This is a genomic window from Vibrio sp. RE86 (assembly GCF_013114545.1).
Taxonomy (GTDB): Bacteria; Pseudomonadota; Gammaproteobacteria; order Enterobacterales; family Vibrionaceae; genus Vibrio.
In genome coordinates, this window is record NZ_VTXI01000001.1 from 250745 (window position 1) to 264752 (window position 14008).

Annotated in this window: 14 protein-coding genes; 9 read left to right on the top strand and 5 right to left on the bottom strand. The window is 44.7% G+C overall.

The window, feature by feature from the left end; all coding sequences use genetic code 11:
- Positions 1 to 72: 72 nt before the first annotated feature.
- From F0231_RS01180 to F0231_RS01190, 3 genes are all read right to left on the bottom strand, one after another.
- Positions 73 to 651, bottom strand: a complete 579-nt coding sequence (locus F0231_RS01180; protein WP_171757882.1) for an FMN-dependent NADH-azoreductase — start codon at positions 649 to 651, stop codon at positions 73 to 75.
- 234 nt (positions 652 to 885) lie between these two features.
- Complete coding sequence (locus F0231_RS01185; RefSeq protein ID WP_171757883.1) at positions 886 to 3885, bottom strand: efflux RND transporter permease subunit; 3000 nt, start codon at positions 3883 to 3885, stop codon at positions 886 to 888.
- A gap of 13 nt (positions 3886 to 3898) precedes the next feature.
- Positions 3899 to 4672: an efflux RND transporter periplasmic adaptor subunit gene (locus tag F0231_RS01190; protein WP_171757884.1), complete on the bottom strand. Its 774-nt coding sequence runs from the start codon at positions 4670 to 4672 to the stop codon at positions 3899 to 3901.
- A gap of 164 nt (positions 4673 to 4836) precedes the next feature.
- Between F0231_RS01190 and F0231_RS01195 the strand changes: the two genes are divergently transcribed.
- Together F0231_RS01195 and F0231_RS01200 are read left to right on the top strand one after the other, a co-directional pair.
- A complete protein-coding gene (locus tag F0231_RS01195) occupies positions 4837 to 5520 on the top strand; it encodes a response regulator transcription factor (RefSeq protein ID WP_171757885.1) in 684 nt (227 codons plus the stop codon).
- Positions 5517 to 6791: a HAMP domain-containing sensor histidine kinase gene (locus tag F0231_RS01200; RefSeq protein ID WP_171757886.1), complete on the top strand. Its 1275-nt coding sequence runs from the start codon at positions 5517 to 5519 to the stop codon at positions 6789 to 6791. Before F0231_RS01195 ends, F0231_RS01200 begins: the two co-directional genes overlap by 4 nt.
- Here F0231_RS01200 and F0231_RS01205 read toward each other — a convergent pair.
- A complete protein-coding gene (locus tag F0231_RS01205; RefSeq protein WP_171757887.1) occupies positions 6777 to 6980 on the bottom strand; it encodes a hypothetical protein in 204 nt (67 codons plus the stop codon). The genes F0231_RS01200 and F0231_RS01205 overlap by 15 nt on opposite strands.
- A gap of 149 nt (positions 6981 to 7129) precedes the next feature.
- Between F0231_RS01205 and F0231_RS01210 the strand changes: the two genes are divergently transcribed.
- From F0231_RS01210 to F0231_RS01225, 4 genes are all read left to right on the top strand, one after another.
- Entirely contained in the window at positions 7130 to 8494 is a 1365-nt protein-coding gene (locus tag F0231_RS01210; RefSeq protein WP_171757888.1) for a DNA-3-methyladenine glycosylase 2 family protein, read from the top strand.
- Positions 8491 to 8970, top strand: coding sequence for a methylated-DNA--[protein]-cysteine S-methyltransferase (locus F0231_RS01215; RefSeq protein ID WP_171757889.1), 480 nt, complete (start codon positions 8491 to 8493; stop codon positions 8968 to 8970). Before F0231_RS01210 ends, F0231_RS01215 begins: the two co-directional genes overlap by 4 nt.
- Entirely contained in the window at positions 8971 to 9342 is a 372-nt protein-coding gene (locus tag F0231_RS01220) for a hypothetical protein (protein WP_171757890.1), read from the top strand.
- Between the two features lie 118 nt (positions 9343 to 9460).
- Positions 9461 to 9829: a hypothetical protein gene (locus F0231_RS01225; RefSeq protein ID WP_171757891.1), complete on the top strand. Its 369-nt coding sequence runs from the start codon at positions 9461 to 9463 to the stop codon at positions 9827 to 9829.
- A gap of 15 nt (positions 9830 to 9844) precedes the next feature.
- Here F0231_RS01225 and nhaD read toward each other — a convergent pair whose 3' ends face one another.
- Positions 9845 to 11281 carry a sodium:proton antiporter NhaD gene (nhaD, locus tag F0231_RS01230; RefSeq protein ID WP_171757892.1) on the bottom strand — a complete coding sequence of 479 codons (1437 nt, stop codon included), beginning with the start codon at positions 11279 to 11281 and terminating at the stop codon, positions 9845 to 9847.
- Positions 11282 to 11607: 326 nt separating this feature from the next.
- Here nhaD and F0231_RS01235 point away from each other — a divergent pair, with 326 nt between their 5' ends.
- The 3 genes from F0231_RS01235 to F0231_RS01245 are packed head-to-tail and all read left to right on the top strand — an operon-like array spanning position 11608 to position 13964.
- Positions 11608 to 12363 carry a nucleoside recognition domain-containing protein gene (locus tag F0231_RS01235; protein ID WP_171757893.1) on the top strand — a complete coding sequence of 252 codons (756 nt, stop codon included), beginning with the start codon at positions 11608 to 11610 and terminating at the stop codon, positions 12361 to 12363.
- Positions 12363 to 12830 carry a YjiG family protein gene (locus F0231_RS01240; protein ID WP_171757894.1) on the top strand — a complete coding sequence of 156 codons (468 nt, stop codon included), beginning with the start codon at positions 12363 to 12365 and terminating at the stop codon, positions 12828 to 12830. The genes F0231_RS01235 and F0231_RS01240 overlap by 1 nt, the downstream gene beginning before the upstream one ends.
- A 9-nt stretch (positions 12831 to 12839) precedes the next feature.
- Positions 12840 to 13964, top strand: a complete 1125-nt coding sequence (locus F0231_RS01245; protein WP_171757895.1) for a M20 family metallopeptidase — start codon at positions 12840 to 12842, stop codon at positions 13962 to 13964.
- Positions 13965 to 14008: the final 44 nt, after the last annotated feature.

The window sequence follows — 14008 nt, forward strand, 5'->3', positions numbered from 1 at the left end:
CCTTCGCCACATATAGAAAACCCGCCAAATTAGTTAGCGGGTTTGTTACTAATGTCTTCTATACTGGGCGCTTTATACTAATTCATTCAGTTGTTTTAGAGCTGAATCACGCGCTGCGCTTGCCGCCTCTTCCCCCATGTTCAACGCTTCTGCGTAGACAAATTCAACATCCGTAATGCCGATAAAGCCAAGCATGGTTGAAACATAGCTTTCGATTGAGTTACGAGGAGAGTCTTTATGCAGGCCACCGCGTGTCGTCACGATGATTGCTTTCTTGTTTTCGATAAGACCAACCGGGCCATTTTCAGTGTATGAGAAAGTCACCCCTGCGCGAGCAATGATATCGAACCAGTTTTTCAGTTGCGTTGGAACCATAAAATTGTACATCGGTGCTGCAATTACAACTTGGTCTGCCGCTTTGAGTTCGTTAATCAGTTGGTCAGACAGATCTACCGCTGCTTGCTGGCTTTCAGAAAGGTTGTCACCACCGCGCAGCGCAGTTGCGATCTCCATATCAAGCACAGGTACAGGATTTGCAGCCAAGTCACGTTCGATGATGCCTGTTTTGCCCTCTAATGCGTGGTCAATCAGCTGGTTTGATTGAGAGTGAGGACCAAGGATGCTTGATTTTAAAACTAGGGTATTTGTCATAATGATATCTCTTCGTTAGGTTCGATTCTTTCAAACCTTGTTGTCTCTATTTGCCGCTAGTATATGTGCGAGTCATGAGTGAGATAATCAGTAAAATTTGAGGTGCTTGTTCGAAAAATCTGAATGAGTCTCTAACAAGAGAAAATGCCCACTTGGCGTAATGACTATTGGCAGGGGATTAGATGTCTACCTAACCTATACGGTTTGGTAGACATCACCAAGTGGGTGAAGCAATTAACGTTCTTTGCGCACAAAACAGAGTGCATAGAGTGACGGAATCACCAAAAGTACAGTTGGTAGCGAGAACAATAGACCATAGCCAAGTGTGAGTGACATTGGTCCCATGTAAACGTCGGTTCCGCCAAGGCCGTAAGCTAAAGGTAATAGCCCGACTACCGTGGTGATCGAAGTCAATAGGATTGGGCGAAGACGGCTTACTGAAGCGTTGATCACTGCGTCTATTGCCTGCTGACCTTCTTGTCTTAACTCATTAATTCGATTGATTAGAACCAGTGAATTGTTCACAACAACGCCAGTCATACCGAGCACACCAATCAAGGCAAACAAGGAGAGTGCTTGCATGTGAACGACAAGGGCCATCAATGATGCGATCACAGCGAATGGAATCACAGCCATAACGAGCAGTGGTTGTAGCAAAGAGTTGAACATTACTGCTAGGACAAAGAAGATCGCAACCATAGCAGCGGGGAATGCCACCATAAAGCCACTCATGGTTTCATTGGTGTTCTCTGCTTCACCACCTACGTCAATCGTGACTCTTTGTGAATATTGACCAGCTAACTCAGAGATAAGTTGCTCCGACAATGTCACCGGTGAAACTGACTCATCTGTAATTTGCGCTGTCACAGTGACTTCACGTTCGCCGTTGTAGTGTTTAATAAGGCGAGGCGCTTCGATCTTTTCTACTTTTGCTAGGCGGCTCAGTGGTACGTGCTTACCTTCTGCAGTATAGATTCTCGTGGTTTTTAACTTTTCAAAATCACGATGTTCTTCATTAAGAATGACACGGATATCGACCTCTTGATCCCCAAGCCAGGTAGAGGTTACAGAGTCACCATCGAAGGCAATACGTAATGCAGAAGCAAGATCTGAAACCGTTAGGTTGTATTTCGCTAGCCAGTCATATTGTGGCACGATATTCAGTTGAGGATCTTTAAGTGCTTCGTTGTTCGTCACTCCGCTGATCCCTGATTGTGTATTTAGCCAGTCTGAAACCAAAGCAACTGCTTGCTCTCGCTCTGTTACCGTTCCGCCTAATACTCGAATCTCTACGGGTTCACCAGGAGGTGGACCACCAGCATCAATGGAAAGTTTGACGAAGAGGTCTTGCTCGGACTTTTCAAACTGAGCATTTAAGCTTTTGATGATTTCAGCGGCGGTGCGGTCACGCTGTTCGTAGTTCGTTAAGGTAATGACACCAGTGGTCACCGGGGAAGAATAGGTCAGCTCATAGCTGGCAAGTTCATTCTCAGGCAGATCATTTATTGCTTGCTCTACGGCTTTATGAGCAGAACGAATTTCGCTTAATGGTGTTCCAGGTTTAGTTTCAGTATAAACTTCGATGTACTTCGCCGCTTCAGATGGGAAGATGTCGATTTTCAAGGTTGAGATCAGTCCCGCTGAGGCAACGCAGATTGCTAGCGCCGCTAGAATGACACTCTTTTTATAGTTTAACGCTTGGGTCAATAGACGGCGGTAAGCAAGGCTAATGCTGTTAAACTTATCTTGTGAGTTGTCTGCTTTACTTTCTAATGCACCGGATAAGTGTGCAGGAAGGGTGATCGTACACTCCATCAGCGAAAGTAATAAGGCAGCGATAACAGTGATAGGAATCACGAGTACTGCTTTACCCATTGTCCCTGGAATGAACATCATCGGAATAAAGACCAGAGCAGTGGTTGATAAGCTCGCAATGATAGGCTTGATCACCTTCTTGGTGCCCGATACAGCAGCGTCGACTCCAGTTTTCCCTTTCTCTTTTTCTTGATAGATGCTCTCAGCAACAATCACCGAATCATCGACAATAATACCGATCACTAACAACAGTGCCGCCAGAGTAATACTGTCTAGGTTAAGTCCTAGCATTGGTAGAACAGCAAGCACACCTAGAATACAAAATGGGATAGAGAGCGAAACCCAAAACGCAACCTGACGCTTTAGCACCATGCTCAATACGATAAGAACTAACGCTAGACCGATGACGCCGTTCATTGAAACGATCGAGAATCGATTTTGCATATCGTCAGCGAGGTTCATACCATAACCGAATTGGTATTGAGTGATGAAACGCTCTTGTTCTGAACTGATTAGGTTCTTAACGTTATCAACTGTGTTAATGATGTCCGAACTGCCACTGTTCGTTACTGAGAAAAGTATCGCAGATTGTCCATTAAGAAGACCGAGTTCAGTGGCTTTGGCAAACGTATCTTCCACATAAGCAACGTCTGAAACTCTGACAATCGTACCGTTAGAAAGGGCTTTGACGACAATATTACCAATATCTTCAGTCGACTGAACCTGTGTCATAGTGACGATTTTTTGCTCGCTGTCCCAAGACTCTACAACACCGCCAGATTGAGACAGGTTATGTTGTGAAATGGCTGTGCTGACTTCACTCAGTGACACTTGGTAACGGCTGGCCTTGGTTGGATCAATCTCTACCCAAAACTCGCGCTCGTTGTAGCCGCTCATTGAAACAGAGCTCACACCCGAAACATTGAGTAAGCTTTTCTCTAATTGACGAGCGTAATGCTGTAGTGATGCTTTGTCGGTATTGTTTTGCGCCAAGCTCACGCCAAACGTCAGTACTTCAAAAGAAGACGTTTGTTTTTGAGTGACAACAGGTGGGTTAGAAATATCTTTTGGTAGACCACTTACGCGATCAACTGCCTGCTGAACATCTCGAAGTACTTTGGCCGAATCACCACCTTCATTGAACTCGATCTCAATATATGAGTGTCCGTCAGTTGAGTGAGAGTAGAAGTAATTGATACCTTGAACGGTTCTCAGCTCCTTCTCGATTGGGTTAGTGATGTTCAGTTCAACATCTTGTGCCGTCGCACCAGGGTAAAAAGTATCAATTTCAGCAGTATCGAACGCAACGTCCGGATACTCTTGGAGCTTGAGTGTAGTGAGCGATGCTGCGCCAAGTAACAGAACCATAAGGGTAATGATTCGAGCAAGAAAGCCCCGCTGAGCGAAATAAGCAATCATAATTTAGGACCTATTAGTTTGATTCGGTGATGTCAGTGGAGGCATAAATGGACATACCTGGCTTTAGCGAATAATCGAGATTGTTGACCTCGACTTCAATCGGGTAGGCATGAGTATTTGCATCCATTTCGACCCCAATGCGCTTAACTACGGACTTAACCTTTTTAGATGGTTCAGTTTCAGACCAAACTTCAATGGCCTGACCAACCTTCAACAATGTGATGTCATATTCGCTGGCCAAAAGCTTAATGGTAACGGTGTCGATGTTGACCAGTTGATATAGCAGATCCCCTTGGTTTACCCACGCGCCGTCTTCGGCACTGCGACTGACAATAAAGCCTCCCATTGTTGATGTCACTTTGGTGTCATCGAGGTTTTGTTTAGCTTGTTCTAATTCAATTTCGGCCAGTCGGAGAGTGGCTTTGGCATTTAAGTATTCAGCTTTAGCCGTATCTAACTCATTAGTAGATAAGCTTTTCTTTCGTACTAACTCTTGGAAACGCTCAAAAGTGGTTTTCTTGAGGTGTAAATCAGCTTGGGCGAGCTCTAGGCCAGCCTGTTTTTTTGATAATTCGAAGTCGAAGCTTTGAGTTTTGATACTTGCTAGTAAGGTGTTTTGCTCAACTTTATCACCTGGTTCGAAATTTGCGCTTTCTACAACACCGTTAATTTCAGCAACGACGCTTTGTCTATGCTTGCTTTCTACTTGACCAATAAGCTCGACAGCGAGTGACGGTGCAGCAATAAGCATTGTTGCTAAAGACAGCGTTGTTAGTTTTGCATTCATGATGATTTCCCCCGTGATTTCTTGTGAGAGATTTTCATCTTGGCAATGTCGAGTTTTTGTCGAATTGGATTCGACATTAAAAAAAATATCGCCCACACTAACTTCGACATAAATTCGACAACGGCTACATGAGCATTGAATAAGAGAGTTTGAAGAGGTAAATCATGATTGAAGGCAGTCGCATTCTCGTTGTAGAAGACAATGAAGAACTACAAGGTATCTTGGCCGATTTTCTTGAAGTGAAAGGGGCTGAGGTGGACTTTGCCAGCAATGGTGAGCTTGGTGTGAATTTAGCGTTAGAAAGTGAGTTTGATGCGATCATTCTTGATGTAATGATGCCTAAAAAGGACGGTTTTCAAGCTGCGCAAGAGCTTAGAGAGCAGGGCTGTACCACTCCGATTTTAATGCTGACGGCGCTAAATGGACAACAAGATTTGTTATCGGGCTTTGATTCGGGGATTGATGATTTCGTCACGAAACCCTTTCAGTTTCCAGAACTAGAAGTTCGCTTAAGTGCCTTAATCAAACGTTTCAAGGGTAAAGTCGCCCGTACCCAATTAGCGTATGGTGACTTAGTCATTGATGAGAAGACGCATGCCATCGCACGGAAGGGAAAGGCGTTAGACATTACTCCAGCCATGTATCAAATATTATTGATGTTGGTGAAAGCTCAAGGAGATGTCGTTTCTCGTGATGCCCTTATTCATGAGTTGTGGGGAGAAGACGTCCCTGACAAAGATGTACTTCGCAGTCATATTTATCTGCTGCGTAATGTGCTTGATAAGCCGTTTGAGTTTCCTATGTTGGTGACGGTTCCTAAGTTTGGCTTCAAATTGGTGACACAATGAACCTGACCAAAAGTGTATTCAAGAAAAAGCGTGGCAACTCAATTGAAGATGTGAAATCGCGCTTGCTGACGACTTTCTCTATCATTGCTCTCACCACATCATTTATTGTCTTTTTTTCCTTTTCTATTCGTCTCGTGTTTCATGAAGATAACCAAATAGAAAATCACTTAAAGTCATTTAGAGATATTGCCTTAAAGCACTATGAATTAGATCAGGTGGCCAGTGCTAAATTGAGTAAGCATGTGACTGCCTACTACCAGACGGACGCACTACCAGATAAGTTTCGTGGACTGCTCCCTTATCAACCAAACCAGGTGACTCGCTTTCGTTCTTTTGATTTTGATGGCTATATGGTTTTTCACCAAATGTTTGATTATCAGGGCGAGCTCTTACCGCTTTATTTAACGATCGACTCCCGAGCAATCGACTTTGGTGATGACAGTTGGGACGCTTTGATGGTGATCTCTATGCTGTTGATGATCTTTTTGATCACCGTACTTCGTTACTCTCTAAAGCGAGTCTTTGATGGTCTTATGTCACCGATTTCTGAATTGAGTCATCAGCTTGCGACACATAGAGAAGAAGACTTTTCAACGTCGAAACATGCTATTGATGAGTTAAAGCAACTTACTGCTCATCTCAATAGCTATTCGCATATGAAAGAACGTGTCGCCAAGCAGGAATTGATGTTTGCGAAATACGCGAGTCATGAATTGAAGACACCTATCTCTGTCATTTTAGGTGCGGCGAACCTTCAAGCGATGAAGGATGACCCTGACTTTCAAGTACGTCAACGGGAACGTATTTTGAAAGCAGGTAAGGGTATGAAAGAGACGATTGAAGTACTGCTCAATATTGTGAAGCAAGAGAACGTGACTCAAAGCAAAAAAGAGCACCCTATTTTGGAGTCTCTACTCGGGTTAGAAACCTATCGGAATAAGCTTGCTTCTGGCGTGAACTTGAACGTTTTGGTGCAGGAGGAGTGCACTTTGAATATGCCAGTGAGTGTGCTTAATATGGTGCTGAAAAACCTATTGGATAACGCGATTCGATTTACTGACACCGGTAGTATCAGCTTAAGTATTAGTCACGATAAAGTTGAGGTGGTAGACACCGGGCGAGGATTAGGTGAAGAGCCAGAAACAGAGCATGGACTCGGGTTATTGATTGTAGAACGAATCTGTCAGAGCTATGGCTGGGAATTTTCACTACAAGACAACCCCACAAAGCAGGGCTGTCTTGCACAGTTAACACGATTAGAGACTCATTAAACTTTCTATCGACTCTTCTATCGACATCTCCTTGTATGAATAGATTGATTCACCGTCAGCGACATCAAGCAAAATTTGGTGGATGTTTGTGGTTCCGTGCTGATCAATGACACCCAGAGTCTGATCAACGGAGTCACACGTCATGGTGAGATCGCCTTTTAGTACGATCGTGCAAGAGTGCAGGTTCATAGCCAACTTCCTTATTATTTATTCTTCTGCATTTCTAATCCTAGAATAAGAATTTATCTTCGCAAATTTGATTGAGTGCCGAAAATGGCTAGTATTTCATTGGGCAGGATTTAAACTTTAGTTAAGAGTCTGAACAATAGTGATAAATCATGCTGAACCCAATTGCATCGTTGACTGAAAAAGATTGTCATAATGCTCGCATGGCGAGGGATCGTCGTTTCGATGGTCGCTTTTATGTGGCTGTTAAGACCACAGGGATCTTCTGTCGACCAATCTGCCCGGCTAACTTACCCAAAGAAGAGAACGTCGAGTACTACTTAGATAAAGCGCAAGCCTTGCAGGCGGGTTATCGTCCTTGCTTACGTTGCCGACCAGACAGTGCACCAAGCTCTTGGGCGTGGAAAGGGGTAGAAGCGACATTTCAGCGTGCAGTAAACCTTATTGAACAAGGGGCGCTTCACCAATCGAACTTGGTCGAGTTATCAGATAGGTTGGGGATTAGCGACCGATACTTACGCAAATTATTTAATCAGTATATTGGTATGTCACCCAAGCAGTATGCGCTTTACTATCAACTAATGTTTGCGAAGCAGCTACTTCACACCACTGGGCTCTCGATCACGGATATTGCGCTGGCAAGTGGCTTCAACAGCGTTCGCCGATTTAATGATGCATTCAAACAGCAGCTTCAGTTGTCACCCTCACAAATACGTAAACGTGTGAACACAAAAGAAACAACAAACTACCTTGAGCTCGCCTATCGAGGTCCTCTTGATTGGCAACAGATGCTCGCGTTTTATCGACTGAGAGCCGTTGAAGGGCTAGAAAAAGTGACGGAACACAGTTACGAACGCCAGTTTACACTGAATGGTCAGCATGGTTGGTTTTGTGTGACCAATCCAAAATCGGGAGTAATAAGGTTGGAGTTCAAACTTGAGGACATGTCCCTGATACGTCCTTTAGTGAATCAAGTTCGTCGTATGTTTGATTTAGACAGCGATATTTTACAGATTGAGCAGCATTTATCCTTATTGGAGCCACAGCTTGTAAGACAGTCAGGTATTCGCATCCCAGGTGTATGGGATACGTGGGAAGCGGGCGTCAGAGCGATACTTGGCCAACAAGTTTCCGTAAAAGCGGCGATTGGACAACTCAACCTGCTGACAAAGACCTTACATCCTGAGAAAGTGAGCCACTTCCCGACACCCGATGAGATAATCCAAGCTGACCTCTCATTCTTGAGGATGCCCCAAAGTAGAAAAGAGACCTTAGCGCGGTTCGCTCACTTGATCGCAGAAACTCCAGAAGCGTCATTCGAGCAATGGCTCGATCTAAAAGGCGTCGGCCCTTGGACAGTAAACTATGCCAGATTAAGAGGTGCATCAGAGCCAAATTGTTTTCTTGATGGCGATTTAATAGTAAAAAAGGTATGCCAACAATTCCCTAAATTAACACCAGACACGGTTTCTCCTTGGGGGAGTTACGTGACCTTTCATTGCTGGAGTCATGCATGAATACTTGTTACACCACATTCCAATCACCGCTAGGCACTATGACCTTACAAGCAAATAAAAATGGCTTACTGGGTGCTTGGTTTGAGACGCAGACCACACAACCAAAAGATTTGGGACGATATACTGAAACTAGTCTCATACTTAACGATGCTATAGTTCAATTGAACGAGTATTTTAGTGGTGAAAGAAAGGTGTTTGATTTGCCTATAGCCGCGATGGGAACGCCTTTCCAACAGCAGGTGTGGCAAGCGCTTACTAAAATACCGTTTGGTGAAACATGGAGCTATCAGCAAATAGCGGATGAGATTGGCAACCCTAAAGCGGTCAGAGCGGTGGGATTGGCAAATGGAAAAAATCCAATTTCAGTTGTTGTTCCTTGTCATCGTGTGATCGGAAAAAATGGTAAGCTAACAGGGTATGCTGGTGGCGTAGAGCGAAAAGCCAAGCTTTTAGAGTTAGAACAAACGGAGAGTTAGATGAGTGTAAAGCAGTGGTTTAAAGCATTAGGTTTAGCTTCTATAGTGCCCATTGCATTGCAAGGCTGCTCCGAAGAGGATGCCGAGAGAATGCTCAACAAAGAGACTTATTCATTTATTGGCATTTATGACAATCAACATAACGGTGATCTTTTACAGTTCAGCGACGCAAAGGTGACTGTAACGAAAGAAGACGGAACAAGCTTCACCAAATCTTTTTCTGTCGATGATGGTTTTGTCACCATCCAAATGCGCAATAATTCTAAAGAGCAACGAGAAGACATTGTCATGAGAATTCATGGAGATAGAGAGTTACTCACTTGCAGTGTCTGTGCCAAATATCAACTATCCCCTACCTGGTTAAAGCGTTAAATCAATAGAGACATAATCTGAAGTTCACTTTTTCTTTAACTATGTGCAATCAAACGTGGAAAAATAAAATACGGTACGATATATTGTATTTATCCTATTGTTGATGTGGGTGAGTCATATGTTGTTAGGGAAAAGAGCGGTAATCACAATGCTTTTAGGAATTCTTGCAGGCTGTAATACAGAAGGCATGGACAAAAAAAATGCATTGGAAGGACTAAGAATAGGAAGTTTTGAAGGTATCTTCGAAAATCACCAAAACGAGACTAGGTTGAGCTTTCTTGAAGGTGTTATGACCTATCATACGCTTGACGGCGATGTAAAACGTGAGTTTGGATTTCAAGGTGATAAGATCGTTATCTACATGTCTTCATCGGCGAGAGAAACTCGAGCCGATCTCGTTATGTCGGTACATGGAGATCAGGAGCTGCTTGTTTGCAACTCCTGCGGTATTTATTTGATGAGTAACCGTTGGGTTAGGGTTGAGTAAGATGAAGCTGAGGTACTAACTAAATAGTGCAGAGTTCATCATCAAATGCGTTGCGATACTGGCCACGTAACCAATGGCAATGACAGGCATCCATTTTAAATGACCAAAGAAGGTGTACTTACCGTGCGCCGCGCCCATCAGAGCAACACCCGCTGCAGAGCCAATTGAGAGTAAACTTCCCCCAACCCCTGCTGTCAGTGTAACAAGCAACCAGTTACCCATATCCATCGTCGGCTGCATGGTTAAAACCGCAAACATCACCGGAATGTTATCGACGATGGCAGATAAAATCCCAACCATCACGTTAGCCCAAATAGGATCCCACTGGGTGTACATGATTTCTGAGATTAGGCCCAAATAACCAAGTAGGCTTAGACCACCAACACACATAACCACGCCGTAAAAAAACAGCAATGTGTCCCACTCTGCATGAGAAACACGTCTAAATACATCGAAGGGGACGACTGACCCCAAACGTTTTAAGGCGTGGTCGTCACCGTTCTCGATCGCAATAGTCGCTTTCTTGTGTAGCGAAGCCTTTAACGTTCGGCGTAGGAAAAATCCAAAGAATTGAAGATACGCCAAGCCCATCATCATGCCAATCACTGGCGGGAAGTGAAGCACAGCGTGGAAAGCAACGGCCGTCGCGATAGTGAGGATAAATAGGGCAACGATGCGTCTAGCGCCACGTTTTAACTCGACATGCTGGTGTACGACATTTGGACTCGAATTCGGTACAAAGAATGACATGATCAAAGCAGGAAGCACATAGTTGACCACTGAAGGAACGAATAAAGGCATGAATTCGGCGAACGAGACATGACCTGCCTGCCAAACCATAAGTGTGGTGATATCACCAAATGGACTGAACGCACCACCGGCATTAGCCGCCACGACGATATTGATACAGGCTAAATTGATGAATTTTGTATTGTCACCGCCCACTTTCATCACCACGGCACACATCAGTAGCGCGGTTGTGAGGTTATCAGCGATTGGAGAAATGAAGAACGCTAAGATACCCGTCAGCCAGAACAAAGACTTAAAATTAAACCCTTTGCCGACCATCCAAGCTTGCAAGGCATCAAACAACCTCCGCTCTTCCATCGCGCTAATATAGGTCATCGCTACCAGTAAGAAGAGCAGCAATTCAGCGTATTCCAATAAGTTGTGTTCCAGTGCCGCTTTTGCGACTTCAATCTGCTCGTGCTGCGAATAGACGTATCCAATCATTGCCCAAATAATACCGGCGGCGAGCAATACTGGTTTGGATTTTCGAAGCTGAAGTACCTCTTCCAACATCACCAATGTATAAGCAATGGCGAAGATAAGAATCGCGGCATAGCCAATGGTTGAGTTGGTCAAAGGAAGGATTTGGTCAGAGTTAGAGGCAGCAAAAGTCGAAAAAGGGAGGATTAAAAGGGCGACAAAGACAGACCACTGCAGTTTCATACTTTCACTCCTTGAAAGCGGTTGTTTTTATGATGAATCCATTCTAGTGAGGAATTGATAAGGGATATGTGAAGTAAGTTCGATCTGTTTGAATTGTCACCAGATATTTAACCGATTATGACTAAAGTATGAATCTTTTTGATATGCAATGTTGATTTATCTGGTTGGTGGTAACTGCTATTTATGCTGGTTATCACAAAATATGATAACAGTTTAATAGATATGAATAGTTTGTATCACTATTTGATTCTGATCATCACTATAGCATCCCCTTTATTTCAAGATCTTATGTGTCCTGTTCTATATAACAAAAACATAGGTGAAATATGTCTAACCCAACTCAGAAAGAGCGCAAGGTAACGTGGGGATGCTACGTAGCGTTGGCGTTCGCAGTGGTGTTTTTCTCTGGCTTAATGAAGTCCAATGATTGGTATGGTGTGCTTGATTTTACGACCCTTAATGGCTCGTTTGGTAAAGTCGCGTACGACGTTAAAGACACGGCTGAGGGTGTTGAAGCTGTAACAACCTCACTGCGTGGTAAAGGGGGCAGCGGTGCGCGTGATGGCTTTATCTTTGCGTTGACGCTTATCCCAACGGTGATGTTTGCTCTTGGTGTCATCAACGTTCTTGAGCACTACGGTGCATTGGATGCAGCGCGCAAACTGCTTACGCCACTTCTACGTCCGCTAATGGGCATCCCGGGTAGCTCGGGTCTCGCACTGATTGCCTCACTACAAAGTACCGACGCGGGCGCGGCAATGACACGTCAGCTTAAAGATGAAGGCCGACTCACCAAGCGTGAAACCGATGTCTTTACCATGTTCCAGTTCACTGCTGGTGCAACGATTGTTAACTTCTTCTCATCTGGTGCAGTTCTATTTACCCTCACGCTTGCTGACGGCTCACTTGCAGTCACTTCTTCAATCGGTTTGGCGGTTGCGATCATGTTCATCTTTAAGTTCATCGGCGCCAACCTATTCCGCATTTACCTAAACATTACGGAAGGTAAAGAAGATAAGTCAGATAACCAAGCAAACAACCAAGACAAAGATGTTAAGAACCTAAAAGAGGAGACAGCATAATGAGCGAAGTAAAAGCGAAAAAGCCTATGGTGACAGATATCTTTGTTGAAGGTGCTAAGAAAGGTTGGGTGATTGCAACGACATCGACCGTTCCAAATGTATTGATGGCGTTTGTCATTATTAAAGCGCTTCAAATTACCGGTGCTTTGGATGCGATGGGCACTATCTTTGCGCCAATTATGGCGGTATTTGGCCTTCCGGGTGAAGCGGCAGCGGTGCTTATCGGTGCTTGGATGTCGATGGGCGGCGCAGTGGGTGTGGTAATCACGCTGTTTGACCAAGGCATTCTAAATGGCGGTCATATTGCCATCTTAGCGCCTGCAATCTACCTGATGGGATCTCAGGTTCAATACATGGGTCGTATTATGGGCCCGATTGGTACTGAAGGTCGTTACATTCCAGTGATGATCGCGATCTCTGTGTTAAACGCATTCGGCGCAATGCTGGTTATGAATCTGTTCTTTTAAGGAATCACCATGAACTTTTCACTCAAAGAATACTTAGAAGAGCTACGTCCACTGATTGATCTGGATTGTGGTACATACACGGTTGCTGGTATCGAGAAAGTAGCGGCGCAGTTTGAAGCAAAATTTGCAGAACTGTCAGGTTGGAGCGTTAAACGCATCGATTGCGGAAAAGCAGGCGTTGGACTTGAGATTCGCAACAAGCCAGAAGCGGAGCAGATTGATGTGATGCTCATTGGTCACATGGATACGGTGTTCCCAGTGGGTACGGCAGAGCTACGCCCAATGACGACAGACGCAGAAAAGGCGTATGGCCCGGGTGTTTCAGATATGAAATCTGGCCTTCTGAACGTTGTTTATGCGATGCGCAATCTTGACCAAGCGGTTCTCGATAAGCTTTCCATTGGTATTTGTATGAACCCAGATGAAGAGACAGGGTCGCTAGATTCGGTTGATTGGATTCAGGCAACGGCTAAAAAGGCGAAGACAGTCTTGGTGGCGGAAGCGGCTCGTGCAGATGGCGGCTTGGTAAAAGCGCGCAAAGGTATGGCTCGCTATAAAATCACCTTTAACGGTGTCGCAGCGCACGCGGGCAACGAACCTGAAAAGGGCTGCAGTGCGATTACGGAAATGGCGAATTGGATCATTGCGATCAATGCGATGACTAATTTTGAATCTGGCACGACATTAAACGTGGGTCTGGTCTCTGGTGGTGCTGGCGCCAATATTGTTCCTGAGCATGCCGAAGCGATCGTGGATGTACGTTTTTGGAATAACTCAGAGTATGACGATGTTGATACTGAGTTGAATGCGATGAGCCAACGTGCGTTTGATGCAGGTGTCACCATTGAGCTAACGCGAGAAGCGTACAAACCGTCGATGGTACCAAGCCAGCAGACTGAAGCCTTAATGGCATTGGTCGAGCAATCAGCTGAAGAACTTGATATTGATATCAATTGGAAAGAGGTCGGCGGCGGCTCAGATGCGAATAACACGGCTATCTTGGGCGTACGTACGCTTGATGGTCTAGGGCCAATCGGTGCAGGGTTCCATAGTGATCAAGAGTATTTACTGCTTTCCTCAATTGAACCTCGTATTCAGTTGCTGATGAGAGTGCTAGAGAAGCTCGCCAAGTAACTAAGGTCCACTGACCCTAGCCACTATTAATCACAATCCCTGAA